Below are 20,770 nucleotides of genomic sequence, written 5' to 3' on the forward strand. Positions count from 1 at the left end.
AAGTTTGGTGCGCCCGACAGGATTCGAACCTGTGGCCCCCAGATTAGGAATCTGATGCTCTATCCTGCTGAGCTACGGGCGCGCCGCGGGCGGCTTTAATCGCGCGTCTGTGCGCTGGCAATCAGTTGAGTTTGTCGGGCGGTGCGACCGGAAACGGCAGCGGCGCGATCGGCACGCCTTCTTCCGCGAGAGCCTTGGCCTCGTCGCGGGTGGCCTGACCGTGGATCGTCGCGTGATCGCGCTCGCCATAATGCATGGCCCGCGACTGTTCGGCGAAGTCGGTGCCGACCCAGGTGCTGTTCTTCAGCGCTTCCGACTGTGCCTTTGCCAACGCTTCCATCGCCTTGGCAACCTCGGGCGGGATGCGGTTGGCGACCGCGCTTGCCGGCCGTTCGGGCCGCGCGTTGCCCTTCACCGGCACGGCAGGGGCCATCGGCGCCTTTTCGACGGAGGACGATCCGCAGTCCGGGCATCGGACGAGCCCCCGCGACTGCTGCGAGACAAACGCGTCGGACGAGGCGAACCAGCCTTCGAAGCGGTGCCCTTCGGCACAGGACAGGTCGAACACGATCATCGCGAGAGCCTAGTTGGGGATGGTGCGCTTGTTGACAAGACTGGGCAACTGCCGCCGCACATCGGCAGTCCGGGATGCTTCGATTTCGGCAAAGCCCAGTCCCGCCTTTTCGCCGCCCATGTCGAGCACCACGTCGCCCCATGGGTCGACAACCAGGCTGTGGCCGTAGGTCTCACGCCCGTCGGCATGCCTGCCGACCTGCGCAGCCGAGATCACCCACGCGCTGGCTTCCACCGCACGAGCACGCTGCAACAGGTGCCAGTGCGCCTTGCCGGTCGGCACAGTGAATGCGGCGGGTATCGCGATGGCATCGCAACTGCGCTTGCCAAGTGCCTCGAACAGTGCGGGAAAGCGGATGTCGTAGCAAACCGTGAGGCCAAGCCGACCGATCGGCGTATCGTCCATCGTTACGACGTCGCGACCTGGTTCGTAGGCATTCGATTCGCGCCAGCACTCCCCGCTGGCGAGATCAACGTCGAACATGTGCATCTTGTCATATCGCGCAGCGACTGCGCCCGACGGGTCGATCACGAGCGATCGGTTGGCCCACTTGCCGCCCTCGCCCGCGACTGCGAGCGAACCGAGAGCGACCCAGATGCCCGCACGCGCGGCTGCCTCGCGCGCGCCGGCAAGGACCGGATTCTCGTCCTCCGGAACTACATGCGCCGCACCGCGGACCCGATCGCGGTCCAGCAATCCGCTCATCTCGGGGGTGAACAGCATGGCTGCCCCACCTTGAGACGCCTCGGCGATACCGGAAGCGATCGTTTGCGCGTTTTCGACCGGGTCGATCCCTGTCGTCATCTGGAGCAGCGCGACGCGGGTCATCAGCCGGCCAGCAAAGCGTCCAGCTTGCCCGATTCATCTAGCGCATGGAGGTCGTCCGACCCGCCGACGTATGTTTCGCCGATGAATATCTGCGGGACCGTGCGCGCCATGGGCGCGCGGGCCATCATCTCGTCGCGCTTCGGGCCGCCCATCGTGACATCGTGCTCGGTGTAGACCACGCCCTTGCTGTCGAGCAGGCGCTTGGCCCGGAAGCAGTACCCGCAGCCGAACTTGGTGTAGATCACGACTTCGGGACTGCTCATTGGAAACCCTTGTTTTGCAATGGTTTGGCCAGTCTTGAAACCGTGCCGTCCACACCTATCTCTGAACCGTTCCAGTGCCGCATCGCGGGCCGGAATGCAAATGGGCGGTTGCCGCGACTGCGGGGCCGCCAATGAACCAGATTGCTCTTTGGAGGATTTGTACAATGTCGCGTCTCGATTTTTCCCCTTATCGTCGCACCACCGTCGGCTTCGACAAGCTGTTCGACCTGCTCGAAAGTCAGGTCCGCAACACGGCCGGCGACAACTATCCGCCGTTCAATATCGAGCGGAAGGGTGACGACGACTATCGCATCACTATCGCCGTAGCGGGCTTCAAGGCCGCCGATCTCGACATTACCGCGCAGCAGAACCTGCTGGTCGTCCAGGGTCGCAAGCGGCCCGAAGGCGTGCAGGGCGAAATGCTCCATGTCGGCATCGCCAACCGCGGTTTCGAACGCCGGTTCGAACTCGCCGATTTCGTGCGGGTCGACAACGCCGACCTCGCCGACGGTCTGCTCACGATCGACCTTGTGCGCGAAGTGCCTGAGGCGATGAAGCCCAAGAAGATCCACGTCGGTGGCCAGCCCACGCTCGAAGTCGTGAAGGACGACGACGTGGGCGATGCGGCAAGCGCTGCCTGATCCGACTTCCATAGAAGTGAAACGATTCGGGGGCGGGTCTAGGACCCGCCCCCACGACGACTGAACGCCGTCTCAGGCGAATCTGACCGTCCGGGTCGCAGAAGACGATCAAATCCGCGCCAAGCTCAAAATACCCAACCCGTAAGGGCCGGTTTAGCTTACCCACCTTAGCAAATGATAAGCCTGACGTGCGGCTGCCCCTAAGCGACCCGGCGTCAAAGGCAAGATATATTCGTTTTGCTGCTGACAGACTTGTAAAAAATGACCGGATGCCCCTGAGGGCGGTAAATTTATACAAGTCGCGCTTGCTGGAGCGCGGCGCCCACGAAACCGGCGAACAGCGGGTGCGGGTCAAATGGCTTGCTCTTGAGTTCCGGGTGGAACTGCACGCCGATGAACCAAGGATGGTCGGGCCGCTCGACGATCTCGGGCAGCAGGCCGTCGGGCGACATTCCCGAAAACACCAGCCCATCCTTCTCGAGAGCGTCCTTGTAGGCCGAGTTCACCTCGTATCGGTGGCGGTGCCGTTCGCTGATCGCCGTCGCGCCGCCATAAATCGTACTGACGTGGCTGTTGCCCGACAGCGCGGCTTCGTAGGCGCCGAGGCGCATCGTGCCGCCGAGATCGGTGTCGGCGCTGCGCTGCTGGAGGCCTTCCTTGCTCATCCACTCGGTGATGATGCCGACCACAGGTTCGTCGGTGGGGCCGAACTCTGTCGAGCTTGCCGCTGCGTGGCCCGCCGCGCGGGCGCCTTCGATGCAGGCCATCTGCATCCCGAGGCAGATACCGAGGAACGGCACCTTGCGCTCCTTGGCGAAGCGGACCGAGGCGATTTTGCCTTCACTGCCGCGCTCGCCGAACCCGCCCGGGACGAGGATACCGTGCAGCGGCTCGAGCCGGGCGGTGATCTCGTCGTCGCCCTTCTCGAAAAGCTCGGCATCGATCCAGCGGATGTTGACCTTCACGCGGTTGGCCATCCCGCCGTGTACCAGAGCTTCGTTCAATGACTTGTACGCGTCCGGCAGCCCGACGTACTTGCCGACCACGCCGATGGTCACCTCGCCCTCGGGATGCTCGTACCGATCGAGAACGTCGCCCCACCGCGCCATATCAGGCGACGGGGCCTCCATCCGGAAATGACGCAGCACCTCGTTGTCGAGGCCTTCGCGGTGGTATTGCAGGGGGACCGCGTAGATGCTGGACGCGTCGAGCGCGGGAATGACCGCTTCCTTGCGGACATTGCAGAACAGAGCGATCTTTGCCCGTTCGCCATCGGGCAGCGGCTTTTCGCAGCGGCACAGCAGGATGTCGGGCTGGACGCCGAGCCCGGTCATCTCGCGCACCGAGTGCTGCGTCGGCTTGGTCTTCAACTCGCCGGCGGCGGCGATGTAGGGCACCAGTGTGACATGGACGAAGCAGGTGTCGTCACGGCCCAGTTCGTTGCGGAGCTGGCGTAGTGCCTCGATGAACGGCAGGCTCTCGATATCGCCGACGGTGCCACCGATCTCGCACAGCACGAAATCGAGGTCGTCGGTATCGGCTTGGGCAAATTCCTTGATCGCGTCGGTGACGTGCGGGATCACCTGCACCGTCGCTCCGAGATAATCGCCGCGGCGCTCCTTCGCGATGATGTCGCGGTAGATCCGACCCGAGGTGATGTTGTCGCCCTGGTGCGCCGAGACGCCCGTGAAACGCTCGTAGTGCCCGAGATCGAGGTCGGTCTCCGCCCCGTCGTCAGTGACGTAGACCTCGCCGTGCTGGTACGGGCTCATCGTGCCCGGATCGACGTTCAGGTAGGGATCGAACTTGCGAATGCGCACGCGGAATCCGCGCGCTTGCAGCAGAGCCGCGAGGCTCGCCGCCATGAGACCTTTGCCGAGCGAGGAGACCACGCCGCCGGTGATAAATATATACCGCGCCATGGGAGTTGGGCCTTAAGCGTGTGCGAGGGGGTGGCGCAAGCGGCTTGGCGCGGCAGCGCGCCGCAATCCACAACCGTTTCGCCGCCGGGGCTTACTGGGTGACGTCGGCGAGCGGGTCGTCGGCGGGCGCCTGTGCGGGCGCGGCCGGGGCCTGCTGGACCGGACCCGCCGGGGCGGGCGCCGAACGGTCGAGGGTCGATTCGACCGAAACGCCGCTGTTCGAAGTGCCGGCGGCGAGCGCGGCGAGCACGATCGATAGGCCCACGAAGATGATTGCCAGCCAGCGGGTCGAACGGGTCAGGAAATCCGCTGCGCCACGCGCGCTCATCATTCCGCTCGGGCTACCGCCGATGCCGAGGCCGCCGCCTTCCGAGCGCTGCATCAAGATCACCCCGACGAGCGTTGCGGCAACGACCGCTTGGACGACGAGCAGGAACAGGAAAAGCGACATGAACGGGTTTACTCGGGTTGGCGTGTTGGGGCGCACTTAAGGGCAGGGACGGCCGCCCGCAAGGGGCGGTGCCCGGATCAGGCGTCCTGCGTGTCGACCGCGGCCATGACGATGCCGAGGAAAGATTCGGCCGTGAGGCTCGCCCCGCCGACGAGCGCGCCGCCGACTTCGTCCGCGCCCAACAGTTCGCGAGCGTTCTCGGGCTTCACCGAACCGCCGTAGAGGATGCGGACAATCGCGCCCTCTTCCTCGCCATATCGCGCGACCAGCAGCGAGCGGATCGCGCGGTGCATCGCGGCGACGTCGGCCACGGTCGGCGTGCGACCGGTCCCGATCGCCCAGATGGGCTCGTAGGCGACCGAAAGGCGCTCACCAGCGCCTTCGAGAGTTTCAGGGAGCGATGCGGTGAGCTGGCCCGTAACGAAGTCGATGGCACGTCCGGCATCGCGCGTCGCTTCGGTTTCCCCGCAGCAGACGATCAACTTGAGACCGGCGGCGGTCGCCGCTTCGGCCTTGGCTAGGATCAGCGCATCGCTCTCACCATGGCCCTGGCGTCGCTCACTGTGCCCCAGGATGACGAACTTGGCGCCGGCATCGGCCACCATGGCGGCAGAGATATCGCCGGTGAACGCGCCATCGGCCTCGGCGCTGCAATCCTGCGCACCGATGCCGATCTGCTCGGCTTCCTTGTGGACGGCGTGGATCAGCGTGAACGGCGGCGCCAGCGCGACTTCGACCTTCATCAGGCGCTGCGCCGAACGGTCGATCGCCCGTGCCTCTGCCAGCATGGCGCGCGTGCCGTTCATTTTCCAGTTGCCGACGATGTAAGGCCGCAGGGCCATGAACCAATTCCCGATGATGCGATGAGAGGGGTGCGCGCCCATAGCGGGCAACCGCCGCTCTCGCAAAGGGCCAAGTTCGTTCATGCACCAAAACGGTGCCGGACATGTTGCGGCAAGGTCGCATGGCTTCTAAAGCGCCCGCGACCGGCGGGCCTTCGTGTGCGCCAGCGTGCCCGCATCTGCCCTTACGATAGCTTTGGAATCCCATGCTCCAGTTCTTCCGCAACATGTTCAAGTCCAAGATCGGCCTCGGCATCACGATCGGCTTCATTGCGCTGATCGGCGTGGCATTCGCGGTGGGCGATGTCGCGAGTACCGGCTCGCTTGGCGGAATTTCTGGCGGCGACAACGTTGCCGTCGTCGGCGACGAGAAGGTCGGCGCGGCCGAGTTCAGCCAGGCGGCGAGCGTGGCAATCGATCAGTTGCGCCAGCAGAACCCCACGCTTTCGATGCAGGCATTCGTGCAGCAAGGCGGACTCGAAGACGTGCTCGACCAGCTGCTCGATCGGCGCGCAATCAGCTGGTGGGCTGACGAGCACGGGATGAAGGCAGGCAGCAACCTCGTGAATAGCGAGATCCGACGCATTCCCGCTTTCGCGGGAGCGGACGGCAAGTTCAGCGAGAGCGCGTATCAGCAGCTCCTCGCACAGCGCCGCCTGACCGATGCGGAAGTGCGCCGCGATCTCGCCGACGGCCTCCTCGCGCAACAGGTGCTCGTGCCGGCCTCGTTCGGCGCCAAGATGCCGACCAAGATCGCCACCCGTTATGTAGCGCTGACCAAGGAGCGCCGCGAGGGCGCAGTCGCACTCATCCCGAGTACCGCTTTCGCGCCGACCGGCAATCCGACCGACGCACAGCTCAACGCGTTCTACGCCGCCAACAAGGGCCAATACATCCGACCCGAACGCCGGGTCCTGCGCTACGCCGTGTTCGGCGCCGCTGCACTCGGCAGCGTGGAACCGACCGCCGCCGAGGTTACCGCGCGCTATAACCGCGACCGGGCAGAAAAGTATGCGGCGCGCGAAACGCGCTCGTTCACCCAGCTTATCGTGCCCACCCGCGCCGCCGCCCAGGCGATCGCGGGGCGAGGCGGAAGCGCGCTGGAGGCGGCCGCTCGCGAAGCGGGCCTCGAGGCGAGCAAGGTGGCGAGCACAGATCGCGCGCAATACACCGGCAGTGCATCGGCGGCAGTCGCCAACGCGGCGTTCTCCGCCGCTCGCGGTGCGATCGCCACACCTGCCCGCGGCGGTCTGGGCTGGTACGTGGTTCGCGTCGACGCGATCAATGCCAACCCCGCCCGCTCGCTCGAGCAGGCGCGCGGAGAAATCGTCACCGCGTTGCGCGAAGAAAAGCGCGTGCGCGGGCTTTCGGAACTGGCGGCGGAAGTCGAGCAGCAGGTCGACGAAGGCAATTCGCTGACCGACATCGCAAGGACGCTGAAGGTCGAGCTGCAGACCACTCCGCCGATCGTTGCGGACGGCCGGGTCTATGGTGTCGCCGGTCAGACCGTGCCGCCGGTGCTCGCCTCGGCGCTGTCCGCCGCCTTCGAGATGGAAGAGGGCCAGCCCCAGATCGCGACGATGCCCGGGAGCGGCGATTACCTCGTTTTCGAAACGACCCGGATCACGCCGTCGGCCGCCGCGCCGCTCGCCGAGATTCGCAACGATGCCATCGCCGGTTGGCGCCTCGACGTCGGCCAGAAGGCTGCCAAGGCTGCCGCCGACCGCATCGTCGCGCGGGTCGCCAAGGGCCAATCGCTATCCGCTGCGCTCGCCGCCGAAAAGGTCGTCCTGCCCGGCGTGGAAGCAGTCAACATGACCCGCGGCGAACTCGTGCAGCAAGGTCAGCGGATCCCGCCGTCGCTCGCCCTGCTGTTCTCGATGGCGAAGAACAGCGTCAAGCGGCTCGAGGCGCCGCGCGACACGGGTTGGTACGTCGTGACGGTCGACACGATTACCCCGGGCCAGATTGCACCCAACGACCCGTTGCTGGTGCAGGCCACGGCGAGCCTCGGCCAGTTGCTAGGTCGCGAATATGGCGACGCGATGCGCGCCGCGATCCGCAAGGATGCCGAGGTCGAGCGCAACGCCGACGCCATCGCTGCGGTGCGCAAGCAACTCGTCGGCACGGGCGAATAGGTCCGGTCCGCTGGCGGGAGGCGCACCCGAGAACGCCGCTGCGGCACGCGCAGCGCTGGCGCAGGGACAGCCGGCGCTGGTGTGGCGGCGCGTGGTCGCCGATACCGAGACGCCGGTCGGTGCCGCGCTCAAGCTGATCGAGCCCGGGCGAGGAGATTTCCTCCTCGAATCGGTCGAGGGCGGCGAGGTGCGTGGGCGCTACAGCATGCTCGGCCTCGACCCCGACCTCGTGTTCCGCGCAGCCGGGGCGAGCGCCGAAATCAACGCCACGTGGCAGCACGACCGCGACGGTTTCGCGCCTTGCGAAAGCGATGCCCTTGCCGAACTGCGCGCGCTGGTCGAGCGCTGCCGAATCGCGGTGCCCGAGGGCCTGCCGCCTGCGCTGTCGTTCCTGGTCGGGTACTTCGGCTACGAGACGATCGGCCTAGTCGAGAAACTGCCGCGTGCCGTCGGACCCGGGCTTGGTCTGCCCGACATGTTCTTCGCCCGCCCAACCGTGCTGCTCGTGTTCGATCGCCTGACCGACGAACTGGTCTGCGTCGCTCCCGTCTGGCCGGGCGGCGACCCGGCAGGCGCGGTCGATACTGGTGGCGAGCGGATCGACGAGGTCCTGCGCCGCCTGTCGAGCGCGGTGCCGTTGGCCGGTCGGGCCAGCACCCTGCCCGAGATGGCGCTTGCCCCGACCATGCCCGCCGAGCGGTTCGCCGCGATGGTTTCGAGGGCGAAGGACTATATCGAGGCGGGCGACGTGTTCCAGGTGGTGCTGTCGCAGCGCTTCACCTGTCCCTTCCCACTCCCCCCGCTGGCTCTCTACCGCGCGCTGCGGCGGGTTAACCCCAGCCCGTTTCTCTATTTCCTCGACCTGCCCGGCTTTGCCGTGGTTGGATCGAGCCCGGAAATCCTCGTCCGCGTGCGCAACGGCGAAGTGACCATCCGGCCGATCGCCGGCACCCGGCCGCGCGGCACCACGCTCGAAGCCGATCTTGCCGCCGAGGAAAGCCTGCTCGCCGATGCCAAGGAGCGGGCCGAACACCTCATGCTGCTCGACCTCGGCCGCAACGACGTCGGCCGCGTCGCTGCCAAGGGCACCGTGCGGGTCACCGACAGCTTCACGATCGAACGCTACAGCCATGTGATGCACATCGTCAGTAACGTGGTCGGCGCGCTTGATCCGGCCAAGGACGCACTCGAGGCGCTGTTTGCGGGCTTTCCAGCGGGCACGGTCAGCGGAGCACCGAAGATTCGCGCTTGCGAGATCATCGCCGAGCTCGAAGGCGATGCGCGCGGGCCCTATGCTGGTGGGGTCGGTTATTTCGCGCCCGACGGCACGCTCGACTCGTGCATCGTCTTGCGGACCGCCGTCGTGAAGGACGGCACCATGCACGTGCAGGCGGGCGCGGGCATCGTTGCCGATAGCGACCCGGCCTACGAACAGCGCGAGTGCGAGGCGAAGGCCGGCGCCCTCATCGCTGCCGCGCGCGAGGCTGCACGCCAGGCGATCGAGCCCGGGTTCGGGCAGTGAGGGCGCTGCCGCTCGCCATGCTGGCGGTACTCGCGGCCTGCGGCCAGCAGGCAGAAGGCGAGCCGGTAACCCGCATCGACCTCGACAACCCCGGCAAGGACATCGCGGCGGCGCCGACGCCCACCGCAACCGCCGCCGTTGCCTCGGCGTGCGAGACCGTCGCGTTCGAGGACGCCCAGCTAACCCACTGCACCGCCGATCCGGCGAAGCATCGCATCACTACTATGCTCGGCAATCCGCCTTATCGCGGCTTCAAGGCGTTCGCCGATGCCAAACCGGACGAGGCCAAACGGGTCGTCTTCGCGGTCAACGCCGGCATGTTCGGCGACGACGGCAAGCCGATAGGTTACTACGTCAAGGACGGCGAGCGGCTGAGAGAGCTCAACCGCAACGACGGCTCCGGCAATTTCCACATGAAGCCCAACGGCGTGTTCTTCGGCAGCGGTGGCAAGTGGCGCGTGATGACCGCCGACGATTTCTTCGCGCAGGTCGGCGATCGTCCGCAGTTCGGCACCCAGAGCGGGCCGATGCTGGTCGTCGGCGGCAAACTCCATCCCGAAGTCACCGACGACGGGCCGAGCCGGACGATCCGCAACGGTGTGGGCGTCGATGGCGCGGGGCGCGCACACTTCGCCATCAGCGAAGGGCCGGTGAGTTTCGGCAAGCTCGCCCGCTATTTCCGCGACGTGCTCAAGACACCGAACGCACTCTATCTCGACGGTTCGGTCTCCGCTTTATGGAATCCGGCGAGCGGACGAATGGACTCGCGCGCGCCGATCGGCCCGATGCTGCTGGTCGAGGAGAAAGCACCATGACGACACGCCGCACCCTCTACCCCGAGATCGAACCCTCCCAATTCGGGATGCTCGAAGTGGGAGATGGGCACTCGATCTACTGGGAGCGGGTCGGCACGCCCGGCGCGAAGCCTGCGGTCATGCTGCACGGTGGACCCGGCGCAGGTTGTAACGCCAACCACCGCCGCCAGTGGGACCCTGCGCGCTATGACGTGCTGCTGTTCGACCAACGCGGTTGCGGCCGCTCGACCCCGTTCGCCAGCCTGGAGGCGAACACCACCTGGGACCTCGTCGCCGATATCGAGCGGCTGCGCGAGATGTGCGGACACGCAAAATGGCAGGTGTTCGGCGGCAGCTGGGGTTCGACCCTGTCGCTCGCCTATGCGCAGGCCCATCCGGAGCGCGTGACCGAGGTCATCCTGCGCGGCATCTTCCTGTGCGAGCAGACCGAACTCGACTGGCTCTACGCCTATGGTGCCAGCGAGCTCTACCCCGAGGAGTGGGACCGCTTCGTCGCCCACGCCCGCGCGCATGGCGACGGCGACCTGCTCGAAACCTACATCCGCCTGCTCGACGATCCCGATCCGGCCGTGCGCAAGGCTGCGGCGAGCGCTTGGAACCGCTGGGAAGGCGTCACGGTCACGCTCCTGCCAGAGGAAGACACGATCGACTACATGGCGGACGGCGACAACGCGGTCGCCACGGCGCGCATCGAAACCCACTACTTTCGCCACAAGTGCTGGCTGGAATCGGGCCAGCTCCTGGCTGGTGCGGCTAAGCTGCGCGCCATCCCGGGCGTGATCGTCCAAGGGCGCCACGATTGCTGCACGCCGCCCGCGGCCGCGTGGAAACTCAAGCAGGCCTGGCCCGAGGTAGACCTGCAAATCGTGCCCGACGGAGGTCACCTGTTCACCGAACCCGGGATCACCGACGGGCTGGTGCGCGCAACCGACCGGTTCGCCTAAAGCAAACCTTGCTTGATCGGCGCGCCGCGACAGTTCAACGCGCGCCCCATGATCCTCGTCGTCGATAACTACGACAGCTTCACCTTCAACCTGGTCCATTACCTGATGGAACTGGGCGCGCCCGTGCGCGTGGAGCGGAACGACGCGCTAACCGCTGCCGAGGCGATCCGCACCAACGCGGCGGGCTTCCTGATCAGCCCCGGCCCGTGCACGCCCAGAGAGGCAGGCATCAGCCTCGACCTCGTCGCCGCCTGTGCCGATGCGGGCAAACCGCTGCTAGGCGTATGCCTCGGCCACCAGTCGATCGGGCAGCACTTCGGCGGCAACGTGGTGCGCGGCGGACTGATGCACGGCAAGACCTCGCCTGTCACACATGATGGCAGCGGGGTGTTCGCAGGACTGCCCTCGCCCTTCACCGCGACCCGCTACCACAGCTTGGTGGTAGAGAACGTGCCGCAAGCGCTTGTCGTAAACGCGACCGCCGACGATGCGCACGTGATGGGCTTCCGCCACGCCGAGCTTCCGATCCACGGCGTCCAATTTCATCCCGAAAGCATCGCGACCGAGCACGGCCACGCGCTGCTGGCGAACTTCTTGGCGCTCTGCGGCATCGAAGCGGGCATTCCGGCGTGACTGCTCTCCCCGATCCCGAACCGCACCTGAGCGAGGACGAGGCCGAACGCGTGTTCGGCGCGCTGCTCGATGGAGAGACGAGCGAGGAGGAGATCGAGCGGTTCCTTTCCGCCCTGTCCGATCGCGGCGAGACGGCGGACGAGATCGCCGGTGCCGCCCGCGCCCTGCGCGCCCGCCTGCTGCCGATCGTTGCCCCCGACGATGCGATCGATGTCTGCGGTACGGGCGGCGACGGCCATCACACACTCAATGTCTCGACTGCAGTGAGCCTCGTGGTCGCGGCGGCGGGCGTTCCGGTCGCCAAGCACGGCAACCGCGCCGCCAGCAGCAAGGCGGGTGCCGCCGATACGCTGGAGGCGCTGGGTCTCGACATGGATGCCGCAGGGCGCACCGCCGAGAAAACGCTCGCCGAGATCGGCATCGCGTTCCTGTTCGCGAAGAATCACCATCCGGCGATGGCGCGGATCCAGCCCATCCGCCAGCGACTGGGTCGCCGGACGATCTTCAACCTCATGGGCCCGCTCTCCAACCCGGCCGGGGTGCAGAGCCAGCTTATCGGGATCGCCCGGCCCGCCTACGTGCCGATCTACGCACAGGCGAAGGCCCGGCTCGGCACGCGCCGCACGCTGATAGTCTCTGGCGACGAGGGGCTCGACGAGTTGAGCCTCGCGGGCGGCAACGAGGTCGCCGATGTCCGCGGCAACGAGTGGGAACTGCGCCGCGCGTGCGCGTTCGACGCCGGCCTGCCGAGCGCTCCGATCGAGGCGATCCGCGGAGAGGACGCCGCGCACAATGCCAAGGCCTTGAAAGCCCTGCTCATGGGAGCGCCCGGCCCTTATCGCGACGCGGTGCTGTTCAACGCCGGCGCCGCGCTGATGATCGCGGGCAAGGCTGTCGATTATGCCGAGGGCGCAAAGCTCGCGGCGGAGGCGCTCGATTCGGGCCGCGCGGAAGCGCTGCTGGCGCGGTGGATCGATCTGGCGAAGTGAACAAGCTCGACGAAATCTGCGCGACCAAGCGCAACGAGGTGGCGGAGCGCAAGGCGCTGGCGACGATCGGCGATCTTGACGCGGCCGCTCGCGATCAGACAGCCCCGCGCGGTTTTCATGCCGCCTTGGTCCTCAAGGCGCAGGATGGCTACGCATTGATCGCCGAAATCAAGAAAGCGTCGCCCTCCAAAGGATTGATTCGGGCTGATTTTCGTCCTGCAGAACATGCGGTTGCCTATGAACAGGGCGGCGCTGCGTGTCTCTCCGTGCTCACGGACGCGCCCTATTTCCAAGGGCACGAGGACTACTTGGCTGACGCCCGACGGGCATGCTCGCTCCCGGTCCTTCGAAAGGACTTCATGGTCGATCCATGGCAGGTGGCCGAAGCGCGCGCGATCGGAGCCGATGCGATCCTGATCATCGTCGCCGCACTCGACGATGGCCTGATGGCCGAAATCGAGGCCGCCGCGACCGAGCGCGGCATGGACGTGCTGGTCGAGGTGCACGACGAGGCGGAAATGGCCCGCGCGGCACGGCTGCGCTCGCGCCTGATCGGGATAAACAATCGCGATCTCAAGACTTTCCGTACCGATCTTGCCATAACGGAGCGCCTCGCGCCACTCGCGCCGGAGGAGTCGTTCCTGGTCGGCGAAAGCGGGATCAACAGCCATGCCGACTGTGAGCGCCTCGCATTGTCCGGCGTGCGGACCTTCCTCGTCGGCGAAAGCCTCATGCGCCAGAACGACGTCGCGGCGGCGACCCGCGGGCTCCTTGGCTCCGCGTAGGCTTGCCTCGATGAAAGCGGCCGAACGATGAGCCTCACCCACCTCGACGAATCGGGCGCGGCGCGCATGGTCGATGTCGGCGGCAAATCCGAAACCGACCGCTCCGCCACTGCCGAAGGACGCATCCGGATGAGCGCAGCGGCGCTTGCCGCGATCCGTGAAGGCAGCGGACCCAAAGGCGATGTCCTCGCCGCCGCCCGCATCGCCGGGATCATGGCGGCGAAAAAAACCGCCGATCTCATTCCGCTATGCCACCCCCTTTCGCTTAATGCGGTGCGGGTGGAGTTTGCTTTCGGGGATGACGCCGTGCGGGTATCGGCAACCGCTTCGCTCACCGGCCGAACTGGCGTGGAAATGGAAGCGATGACAGCGGCTTGTGTTTCACTCCTCACGATTTACGACATGGCTAAAGCGGTCGACAAGGGTATGGTGATCGAAGCGGTGCGCCTGGTCGAGAAGACGGGGGGCAAGTCGGGCCACTGGCGCGCGGAAGAATGATTCCGCCTCTTTCGCTCGAGGAGGCACAGGCGCGCCTGCTGGCCGGGGTTAATCCGCTCGGCACGGAAACGCTCTCGACGGCAAATGCCGGGGGACGCTGGCTGGCCGAACCGGTCACCGCGCGACGCACGTCGCCCTCCGCGGATCTTTCCGCGATGGACGGGTTCGCCACCGCCGGCGACGGACCGTGGACAATCGTCGGCGAAAGCGCGGCGGGTCATCCGTATCTTTCAGCTCTCGAGCGCGGACAGGCGGTGCGGATCTCGACCGGAGCCCATGTTCCGGGTGGTGACGCGCGAATCCTTCTGCGCGAGGACGCAGTCGATCACGGCGAAACCGTATCGGCCCCGGGTAACGAGCCCGATGCCCGACACATCCGCCGCCGCGGGTTCGATTTCGCTGAGCGCGACACCCTGTTGTCCTCACGAACCCAGCTCGGCCCTGCCCAGCTTGCGCTCGCGATGATGGGCGGCGTCGGGCAGGTTTCGGTCGGTCGCCTGCCAACGGTCGCCATCATCGACAGTGGTGACGAGCTCGTTGTCGATCCTGCTGTTGCCCATGGAGGCTTCATCCCGGCGACGAACGGCCCCATGCTCGCTGCGCTGGTTGCGAGCCATGCAGGGGCGGTGACGCGCATCGGTCCGGTGCGGGACGATCTCGGCGCACTTGGGGCTGGGCTGGCGCAAGCCGCAGAGGCCGACCTGATCGTGACGAGTGGCGGCGCATCGGTTGGCGATCACGATCTCGTCCGGCCCGCACTCCAGGCGTACGGGGCGACGGTCGATTTCTGGCGGGTCGCGATCCGTCCGGGCAAGCCGCTGCTGGTCGCGCGCAAGGGCACCCAGGTCGTTATCGGCCTTCCCGGCAATCCAGCCTCCGCCTTCGTGACCACGGTGCTGTTCGTCCTGCCGATACTGCGGCGGCTTGCAGGCGCTTCTCCGGCGGCCTGCCTGCCAACCACAGTCCCCGCCCTGCTTGCCGCACCCGTCCCGAAAGGCGGATCCCGTCGAGAGTTTTTGCGGGCACGATGGACCGAGCACGGCGTAGAGCCGCTGCCGGAGCGCGACAGCAGCGCGCTGCGCACATTGGCAGCCGCAGGTGCGTTGATCGACCGCCCTGCGCATTGTAGCGCCGGAGTGCCCGGCGATGTGGTTCGGGTCATCCCTCTGCCGCCTTAACGGCAGGCTTGACGGCGTCTCGCAAGTTGCCTACTTGTTCCGCGTTCGTTCCCGAATTGGAACGGTTGCGTAAAGAGGCAAACATGCTCACCGCCAAGCAACGCGAACTGCTGCAGTTCATCACCGTCCGGCTCGAGGAAAGCGGGATTTCGCCTTCGTTTGAGGAGATGAAGGAGGCGCTCGACCTCAAGAGCAAGTCGGGCGTTCACCGGCTGATCTCGGCGCTTGAGGAACGCGGGTTCATTCGCCGCCTTGCCAACCGGGCCCGTGCGCTCGAGGTGATCCGCCAGCCAGAGGATTCGGTGGCCGCTCCGCGCAGCGCTACCGCACAACTTGCCGACAATGTCGTGCCCCTGCGCGCTCCAGCGCGTCCCGAACCGGCGAACGACGTCGTCGAACTGCCGCTCCACGGCCGCATCGCTGCCGGTATGCCGATCGAAGCGCTGGAGGGTCAGAGCACCCTTCCCGTACCCGCCGCGCTGCTCGGTCCGGGTGAGCATTACGCGCTCGAGGTTTCGGGCGACTCGATGATCGAGGCCGGGATTTTCGACGGCGATTTTGCGCTGGTCAAGCGCACCGATGTCGCGCGCGACGGAGAGATCATCGTCGCGCTCGTTCGGGGTGAAGAAGCCACGCTCAAGTACCTGCGCCGCGAGAACGGGATGGTGCGGCTCGATCCGGCGAATGGCGCCTACGAGCCACAGATCTACCGCCCGAACGAAGTAGAGGTGCAGGGCAAGCTCGCGGGATTGCTTCGCCGCTACCACTAAGTCCCGGCTTTGCGCTCCTGCAATTGTCCGCCTCGGGCTGTCCACCAAGGGTGCTGCCCCTGACTTTCGGCAACCGTGGCAACCCGTTCCTGCTCGAGGTAGATCGACAGTCCGCCGCTTTCGGCAAGGAAACGGCGGTCGGCCTTGAGCCATCGCGGTCGGCAGCTTGCGGGCAGGAAGCGGTCGGCAATGACAATGTCCACCCGGGTGCAGGACGCGGCCAGCGCACGCTCCTCGATCCGCGAGCGCGAGCGGGCAAGCAGCATTATCCAGTTCCGCCCGCCGCGCTCGATCGTGAGGATGCAGAAATCACGGCCGCACCGCGCACCGTCCCAGCGATCGAGCGGAACGGGATCGCCGGACAGGCCCGCCATCTCAAGCAGGTTATCCTGCGCGAATGTGCTGCGCCCGTCTCGCAGGACCAGCAATTGGTCGCCCTCGCCCGCGATCCCCACATGGCGGCCGTCGTTCGTGACGAGAACATCCGGCACCGGGGTCATCGCAAGCAGGCTGGCGGCAGCCAGAACCGGGATGAAGCCGAACAATCTAACCCGTCCGCGCCAGAGCGCGAGCCAAAGGGCCCCGATCACGAACAAGGCATAGGTCGAGGCGCTCATTTGCGGCATCAGGCGAACCGCACCTGGCTGTCCGGCGGTGAAATGCGCGATTGCCAACAATAGGTCGAGTGACTGCCCGGCGAGCCACCAGACCGGCTGTCCTGCCCCGACGAGGTCGAACAAGAGTGCAAGAGCGATCAGCGGCATGGAGACGAACGTCACCAGCGGTATCGCGACGACATTGGCGAGCGCGCCGTAGAATCCGGCGCGGTGGAAGTGGAACAGCACGATCGGCATCAGTGCGATTTCGATGACGATTCCGGTCAACACGAGCATGGCAAACTGTCGCCCCAGCCGGGCGCTCATGCGCTCCTCTCTCGGAGCCAGGAAAGCGCGAACCGGCGCTGCTTCGTACAAGGCGACAATGGCGATGACCGCGGCGAAGCTCATCTGGAAGCTGGGACCGACCAATGCTTCCGGCCAGATCAGCAGGACGGCGAAAGCTGCCGTCGCGACCATGCGCAGGGATAGCGGCTCGCGTCCGATCGCCAACGCAATCAGGACCAGAAGTGCGCCGATGCAACTGCGCAACGTCGGCACTTCGGCCCCCGTCAGCAGGGTATAGGCAATCCCTGCACCAGCGGCGATCATGGCGGCGACCAGCGGCAGCCGCACGCGCAGGACCAGCCACGGAAACAGCGCCAGCAGGCGGATCGCGAGGAAATAGGTCGCCGCGATCGTCGCGCTCACGTGGACCCCGCTGATCGACAGCAGGTGCGTCAGCCCCGAATCGCGCATCGCCTCCTCATCGGCCGGTGCGATCCCGCCCCGGTCACCGCTGGCGAAGGCCGCGGCGATGCTCCCCGCCGAACCCTCGAGGCGAGAGTGGACGTGCGCGGAAAGGCTCCGCTGTGCGCCTGCGATCAGTCCTCCTCCGCTCGACGGCTCGACGATGGTCACCGGGCCAAGCGCACTCCCGGTCGCAGAGAGGCCCGCGAACCACGCCGTGCGAGCGAAATCGTACGCGCCCGGCACCAGCGGCGCGCCCGGAGGCATCAACCGTGCTCGCACCCGCACCCGCGCGCCCTCGGTTACGCTGGCGGTCACTTGAGCGGTCGGGATGTTGACTCGAACCTTGCGCGCAGTCGCCGTCTCGGCGTCGCGATAGGCGAGCGTGAGGCGCACCCTGTCCTCTGCGGGACGATCCTCTCGCGCCAGTACTCGGCCATCGATGTAGGTCACTTGCGGTCGATCGAGAGGCAGGGCGCCGACCGCAGTCGATCGCGCCCATACGAGGCCGGTGCCCAACGCAGCGAGAAAGCCGATCGCCACCACGGCGCGGAGCAAGCCCACTCGATCCTCATTGCCGCGCCATCGGGCCACCGCACCGATAGCGGCCAACAGCGAGGCTCCTATCCAAAGGATCCATGACACCGGTCCGGGCAGCAGGAACCACGGAGCGATCCCCGCCATGAAGGCGACTGTCAGCCACGGCGCGCGGTCGAAAGCGGCCTGATCCAGAAATCGTTCGAGCTGGTCTGCGCCTCTGGACAAGAAGCGTCCCGTGCGCCAAGGGCGCTGCAGTGCAGCATCGACCTCTCGGTCGCCCTCGGCATCCGTGTCGGACAGGGGCACCAGCGGCACTGTACGGGTCGCCATGAAACCATTGGATAAGGACGATAATTCGGATGGCAAGCGATAGCGCAGGTGTGGTCACACGCTTCGCCCCTTCGCCTACCGGATTCCTGCACATCGGCGGCGCGCGGACTGCGCTGTTCAACTGGCTCTACGCCCGGCACCACGGCGGCAAGTACCTCCTGCGGATCGAGGATACCGACCGCGCACGGTCGACCGAACCCGCGATCAAGGCAATCTTTGACGGCCTCGGGTGGCTCGGCCTAGAGGGCGACGAGCCGCCGACCTTCCAGTTCGCCCGCTCCGATCGACACGCTGAGGTCGCCCACGACCTGCTGGCGAAGGGCGCAGCCTATCGCTGTTACCTGACGCCCGAGGAGCTTGCCGAACGCCGCGCCGCCGCGCAGGCCGAGCGCCGCACGTTCCGGATCGACAGCGAATGGCGCGATGCCGACCCGGCGACCTGGCCCGCCGAAGCGCCTTACGTCGTGCGCATCAAGGCCCCGCGCGTTGGTGAAACCACGATCACCGACGAGGTCCAGGGCTCGGTTACGGTGGCCAACGCCGAACTCGACGACTTCGTCCTGCTCCGCTCCGACGGTACGCCGACTTACATGCTCGCCGTCGTGGTCGACGATCACGACATAGGCGTGACCCATGTCATCCGCGGGGACGACCACCTCAACAACGCCTTCCGCCAGATCGTCATCCTGAACGCGATGGGCTGGCCGGTGCCGGTCTATGCGCATGTGCCGATGATCCTCGGCGCCGACGGGGCCAAGCTGTCGAAGCGCCATGGCGCGGTGGGTGTCGATGCCTACCGCGACGAAATGGGAATGCTTCCCGAGGCGGTATTCAACTACCTCCTTCGCCTTGGCTGGGGCCACGGGGACCGCGAGGAAATCTCGCGCGACGAGGCTGTCGAGCTCTTCGATCTCGCCGGCGTCGGGAAGAGCCCGAGCCGCTTCGACATCAAGAAGCTGCTTAACCTCAACGGGCACTACATCCGCGAGGCCGACGACGCGCGCCTGGCCGCACTGATCGCACCCAAGATTGGCCCCCGGGCCGATGTTGCGCTGCTGACGGAAGCCATGCCGCAGCTCAAACTTCGTGCGAAAGACCTCCACGAACTTGCTGATGGGGCGGCATTTCTCTTCAAGCAACGCCCCCTGCTGCTCGACGACAAGGCGGCGGCGCTGCTCACCGAGGACGCCTGCGCCCTGCTCGCAAGGATTTCTGCGCGGTTGCACAGTGAAACCCACTGGACGGTTGCGGCGCTGGAAGCCAGTCTCAAGACCTTCGCCGAGGAACAGGGGCTGGGTCTCGGCAAGCTGGCGCAGCCGATGCGGGCAGCGCTGACGGGGACAACCACGTCACCCGGGATTTTCGATGTTCTGGCCCTGCTCGGCCGGGAAGAGGCACTTGCGCGGATCGACGCGCATGCCACTCCGGCCGAAACGGATCATACTGCGTAGAAGGAGAGCACTGATGGCAGACAAGACGGCAACGCTGACGTACGGCGAAGAGACGATCGACCTGCCCGTGCTCGAAGGGAGCGTCGGGCCCGACGTGCTCGACATCCGCAAGATGTACGGCCAGACGGGTGCCTTCACGTACGACCCGGGCTTCACCTCGACCGCGAGCTGCGAAAGCGCGCTGACCTACATCGACGGTGACGAAGGCGTGCTGCTCCATCGCGGTTATCCGATCGGCCAGTTGGCCGAGGATTCCAGCTTCATGGAAGTCAGCTACCTGCTGCTCAACGGCGAGCTGCCGTCGAAGGCCGAGCTCAACGACTTCACGTGGACGATCAGCCGCCACACGATGCTGAACGAGCAACTGTCGACGTTTTATCGAGGGTTCCGCCGCGATGCGCACCCGATGGCGATCATGTGCGGCGTGGTCGGAGCGCTTTCGGCGTTCTATCACGACAGCACCGACATCTCGGATCCCGAGCAGCGCAAGATCGCGAGCCACCGCCTGATTGCCAAGATGCCGACGATCGCGGCGATGGCATACAAGTATTCCGTCGGGCAGCCCTTCCTCTATCCCGACAACTCGCTCAGCTACACCGGCAATTTCCTGCGCATGACGTTCGGCGTTCCGGCAGAGCCTTATGAGGTGGTCCCGGCGGTCGAGAAGGCGATGGACCGTATCTTCATCCTCCACGCCGACCACGAGCAGAACGCTTCGACCTCGACCGTCCGCCTCGCCGGTTCGTCGGGCGCCAACCCCTTCGCCTGCATCGCGGCGGGCATCGCCTGTCTGTGGGGCCCGGCGCACGGCGGCGCGAATGAAGCGGCGCTCAACATGCTCCGCGAGATCGGCACGCCCGACAAGATTCCGCACTACATCGAGCGGGCGAAGGACAAGAACGATCCCTTCCGCCTGATGGGCTTCGGCCACCGCGTGTACAAGAATTACGATCCGCGCGCGACGGTGATGCAGAAGACAGTGCGCGAAGTGTTCGACGCGCTCAAGGTCAACGACCCGCTGTTCGAGACGGCCCTGCGGCTCGAGGAACTGGCGCTGAGTGACGACTACTTCATCGAGAAGAAGCTGTTCCCGAACGTCGACTTCTACTCTGGCGTAATCCTGTCGGCGATCGGCTTCCCGACGACGATGTTCACCGCCCTCTTCGCCCTCGCTCGTACGGTCGGATGGGTCGCGCAGTGGAACGAGATGATCTCCGACCCCGGTCAGAAGATCGGGCGTCCGCGCCAGCTCTACACCGGGCCGACGCAGCGGGATTACATCCCCGTCGACAAGCGCTGAGACGGGGCCG

At 66.2% G+C, this 20,770-nt stretch carries 20 protein-coding genes and 1 tRNA gene; 13 read left to right on the forward strand and 8 right to left on the reverse strand.

All coding sequences use genetic code 11. From position 1 onward, the window contains the following. Positions 1–5 precede the first annotated feature (5 nt). The 4 genes from ACWPMX_RS05865 to grxC form a co-directional block, all read right to left on the reverse strand. Positions 6–82 (reverse strand) — tRNA-Arg (locus ACWPMX_RS05865). 39 nt (positions 83–121) lie between these two features. Next, on the reverse strand, positions 122–574 hold the full coding sequence (locus ACWPMX_RS05870; RefSeq protein ID WP_455699100.1) for a DUF1178 family protein: 453 nt from the start codon (positions 572–574) through the stop codon (positions 122–124). A gap of 9 nt (positions 575–583) precedes the next feature. Continuing rightward, positions 584–1,402 (reverse strand): carbon-nitrogen hydrolase family protein, encoded by an 819-nt coding sequence (locus ACWPMX_RS05875; protein ID WP_455699101.1) that lies wholly within the window; start codon positions 1,400–1,402, stop codon positions 584–586. After that, complete coding sequence (grxC, locus tag ACWPMX_RS05880; RefSeq protein ID WP_455699102.1) at positions 1,402–1,665, reverse strand: glutaredoxin 3; 264 nt, start codon at positions 1,663–1,665, stop codon at positions 1,402–1,404. The genes ACWPMX_RS05875 and grxC overlap by 1 nt, the downstream gene beginning before the upstream one ends. A gap of 164 nt (positions 1,666–1,829) precedes the next feature. On the opposite strand from grxC, the gene ACWPMX_RS05885 reads away from it, so the two are divergent. Continuing rightward, on the forward strand, positions 1,830–2,306 hold the full coding sequence (locus ACWPMX_RS05885) for an Hsp20 family protein (protein ID WP_455699103.1): 477 nt from the start codon (positions 1,830–1,832) through the stop codon (positions 2,304–2,306). A gap of 290 nt (positions 2,307–2,596) precedes the next feature. Here the strand turns inward: ACWPMX_RS05885 and ACWPMX_RS05890 are convergent, their stop codons facing one another. From ACWPMX_RS05890 to tpiA, 3 genes are all read right to left on the reverse strand, one after another. Continuing rightward, positions 2,597–4,228, reverse strand: coding sequence for a CTP synthase (locus ACWPMX_RS05890; RefSeq protein WP_455699104.1), 1,632 nt, complete (start codon positions 4,226–4,228; stop codon positions 2,597–2,599). Positions 4,229–4,319: 91 nt separating this feature from the next. Then, positions 4,320–4,679 carry a preprotein translocase subunit SecG gene (gene secG, locus ACWPMX_RS05895; protein ID WP_455699105.1) on the reverse strand — a complete coding sequence of 120 codons (360 nt, stop codon included), beginning with the start codon at positions 4,677–4,679 and terminating at the stop codon, positions 4,320–4,322. Positions 4,680–4,756: 77 nt separating this feature from the next. After that, entirely contained in the window at positions 4,757–5,521 is a 765-nt protein-coding gene (gene tpiA / locus ACWPMX_RS05900) for a triose-phosphate isomerase (protein WP_455699106.1), read from the reverse strand. A gap of 206 nt (positions 5,522–5,727) precedes the next feature. Here tpiA and ACWPMX_RS05905 point away from each other — a divergent pair, with 206 nt between their 5' ends. From ACWPMX_RS05905 to lexA, 10 genes are all read left to right on the forward strand, one after another. After that, positions 5,728–7,659, forward strand: coding sequence for a SurA N-terminal domain-containing protein (locus tag ACWPMX_RS05905; protein ID WP_455699107.1), 1,932 nt, complete (start codon positions 5,728–5,730; stop codon positions 7,657–7,659). Between the two features lie 79 nt (positions 7,660–7,738). After that, entirely contained in the window at positions 7,739–9,181 is a 1,443-nt protein-coding gene (locus ACWPMX_RS05910; protein ID WP_455699108.1) for an anthranilate synthase component I family protein, read from the forward strand. A gap of 17 nt (positions 9,182–9,198) precedes the next feature. Further along, positions 9,199–9,996 carry a phosphodiester glycosidase family protein gene (locus ACWPMX_RS05915; protein ID WP_455700740.1) on the forward strand — a complete coding sequence of 266 codons (798 nt, stop codon included), beginning with the start codon at positions 9,199–9,201 and terminating at the stop codon, positions 9,994–9,996. After that, positions 9,993–10,940 carry a prolyl aminopeptidase gene (gene pip, locus ACWPMX_RS05920; RefSeq protein ID WP_455699109.1) on the forward strand — a complete coding sequence of 316 codons (948 nt, stop codon included), beginning with the start codon at positions 9,993–9,995 and terminating at the stop codon, positions 10,938–10,940. Before ACWPMX_RS05915 ends, pip begins: the two co-directional genes overlap by 4 nt. 48 nt (positions 10,941–10,988) lie before the next feature. Continuing rightward, on the forward strand, positions 10,989–11,573 hold the full coding sequence (locus ACWPMX_RS05925; RefSeq protein WP_455699110.1) for an anthranilate synthase component II: 585 nt from the start codon (positions 10,989–10,991) through the stop codon (positions 11,571–11,573). After that, complete coding sequence (gene trpD, locus ACWPMX_RS05930) at positions 11,570–12,562, forward strand: anthranilate phosphoribosyltransferase (RefSeq protein WP_455699111.1); 993 nt, start codon at positions 11,570–11,572, stop codon at positions 12,560–12,562. The genes ACWPMX_RS05925 and trpD overlap by 4 nt, the downstream gene beginning before the upstream one ends. Then, a complete protein-coding gene (gene trpC / locus ACWPMX_RS05935; protein WP_455699112.1) occupies positions 12,559–13,347 on the forward strand; it encodes an indole-3-glycerol phosphate synthase TrpC in 789 nt (262 codons plus the stop codon). The genes trpD and trpC overlap by 4 nt, the downstream gene beginning before the upstream one ends. 27 nt (positions 13,348–13,374) lie before the next feature. Then, a complete protein-coding gene (moaC, locus tag ACWPMX_RS05940) occupies positions 13,375–13,845 on the forward strand; it encodes a cyclic pyranopterin monophosphate synthase MoaC (protein ID WP_455699113.1) in 471 nt (156 codons plus the stop codon). Next, positions 13,842–15,023 (forward strand): molybdopterin molybdotransferase MoeA, encoded by a 1,182-nt coding sequence (locus tag ACWPMX_RS05945; RefSeq protein ID WP_455699114.1) that lies wholly within the window; start codon positions 13,842–13,844, stop codon positions 15,021–15,023. The genes moaC and ACWPMX_RS05945 overlap by 4 nt, the downstream gene beginning before the upstream one ends. Positions 15,024–15,106: 83 nt before the next feature. Then, positions 15,107–15,793 carry a transcriptional repressor LexA gene (gene lexA / locus ACWPMX_RS05950; RefSeq protein WP_455699115.1) on the forward strand — a complete coding sequence of 229 codons (687 nt, stop codon included), beginning with the start codon at positions 15,107–15,109 and terminating at the stop codon, positions 15,791–15,793. On the opposite strand, the gene ACWPMX_RS05955 is transcribed toward lexA, so the two are convergent. Beyond that, a complete protein-coding gene (locus ACWPMX_RS05955) occupies positions 15,790–18,009 on the reverse strand; it encodes a ComEC/Rec2 family competence protein (RefSeq protein WP_455699116.1) in 2,220 nt (739 codons plus the stop codon). The genes lexA and ACWPMX_RS05955 overlap by 4 nt on opposite strands. 29 nt (positions 18,010–18,038) lie before the next feature. Between ACWPMX_RS05955 and gltX the strand changes: the two genes are divergently transcribed. Both gltX and ACWPMX_RS05965 read left to right on the forward strand, forming a co-directional pair. Next, on the forward strand, positions 18,039–19,460 hold the full coding sequence (gene gltX / locus ACWPMX_RS05960; RefSeq protein WP_455699117.1) for a glutamate--tRNA ligase: 1,422 nt from the start codon (positions 18,039–18,041) through the stop codon (positions 19,458–19,460). Positions 19,461–19,473: 13 nt separating this feature from the next. Continuing rightward, the gene (locus tag ACWPMX_RS05965) at positions 19,474–20,760 is read left to right on the forward strand and encodes a citrate synthase (protein ID WP_455699118.1); all 1,287 of its coding nucleotides are present in this window, start codon (positions 19,474–19,476) and stop codon (positions 20,758–20,760) included. Positions 20,761–20,770: the final 10 nt, after the last annotated feature.

Source organism: Tsuneonella sp. HG094, from assembly GCF_053819285.1.

Bases quoted from the DNA above. Each gene is read 5' to 3' on its own strand.
- ACWPMX_RS05955 (WP_455699116.1), bottom strand. From the start codon at position 18,009: ATGGCGACCCGTACAGTGCCGCTGGTGCCCCTGTCCGACACGGATGCC.
- secG (WP_455699105.1), bottom strand. From the start codon at position 4,679: ATGTCGCTTTTCCTGTTCCTGCTCGTCGTCCAAGCGGTCGTTGCCGCA.
- tpiA (WP_455699106.1), bottom strand. From the start codon at position 5,521: ATGGCCCTGCGGCCTTACATCGTCGGCAACTGGAAAATGAACGGCACG.
- ACWPMX_RS05875 (WP_455699101.1), bottom strand. From the start codon at position 1,402: ATGACCCGCGTCGCGCTGCTCCAGATGACGACAGGGATCGACCCGGTC.
- ACWPMX_RS05915 (WP_455700740.1), top strand. From the start codon at position 9,199: ATGCTGGCGGTACTCGCGGCCTGCGGCCAGCAGGCAGAAGGCGAGCCG.
- grxC (WP_455699102.1), bottom strand. From the start codon at position 1,665: ATGAGCAGTCCCGAAGTCGTGATCTACACCAAGTTCGGCTGCGGGTAC.
- ACWPMX_RS05890 (WP_455699104.1), bottom strand. From the start codon at position 4,228: ATGGCGCGGTATATATTTATCACCGGCGGCGTGGTCTCCTCGCTCGGC.
- pip (WP_455699109.1), top strand. From the start codon at position 9,993: ATGACGACACGCCGCACCCTCTACCCCGAGATCGAACCCTCCCAATTC.
- moaC (WP_455699113.1), top strand. From the start codon at position 13,375: ATGAGCCTCACCCACCTCGACGAATCGGGCGCGGCGCGCATGGTCGAT.
- ACWPMX_RS05965 (WP_455699118.1), top strand. From the start codon at position 19,474: ATGGCAGACAAGACGGCAACGCTGACGTACGGCGAAGAGACGATCGAC.
- ACWPMX_RS05925 (WP_455699110.1), top strand. From the start codon at position 10,989: ATGATCCTCGTCGTCGATAACTACGACAGCTTCACCTTCAACCTGGTC.
- ACWPMX_RS05870 (WP_455699100.1), bottom strand. From the start codon at position 574: ATGATCGTGTTCGACCTGTCCTGTGCCGAAGGGCACCGCTTCGAAGGC.
- lexA (WP_455699115.1), top strand. From the start codon at position 15,107: ATGCTCACCGCCAAGCAACGCGAACTGCTGCAGTTCATCACCGTCCGG.
- ACWPMX_RS05885 (WP_455699103.1), top strand. From the start codon at position 1,830: ATGTCGCGTCTCGATTTTTCCCCTTATCGTCGCACCACCGTCGGCTTC.
- ACWPMX_RS05905 (WP_455699107.1), top strand. From the start codon at position 5,728: ATGCTCCAGTTCTTCCGCAACATGTTCAAGTCCAAGATCGGCCTCGGC.
- ACWPMX_RS05945 (WP_455699114.1), top strand. From the start codon at position 13,842: ATGATTCCGCCTCTTTCGCTCGAGGAGGCACAGGCGCGCCTGCTGGCC.
- gltX (WP_455699117.1), top strand. From the start codon at position 18,039: ATGGCAAGCGATAGCGCAGGTGTGGTCACACGCTTCGCCCCTTCGCCT.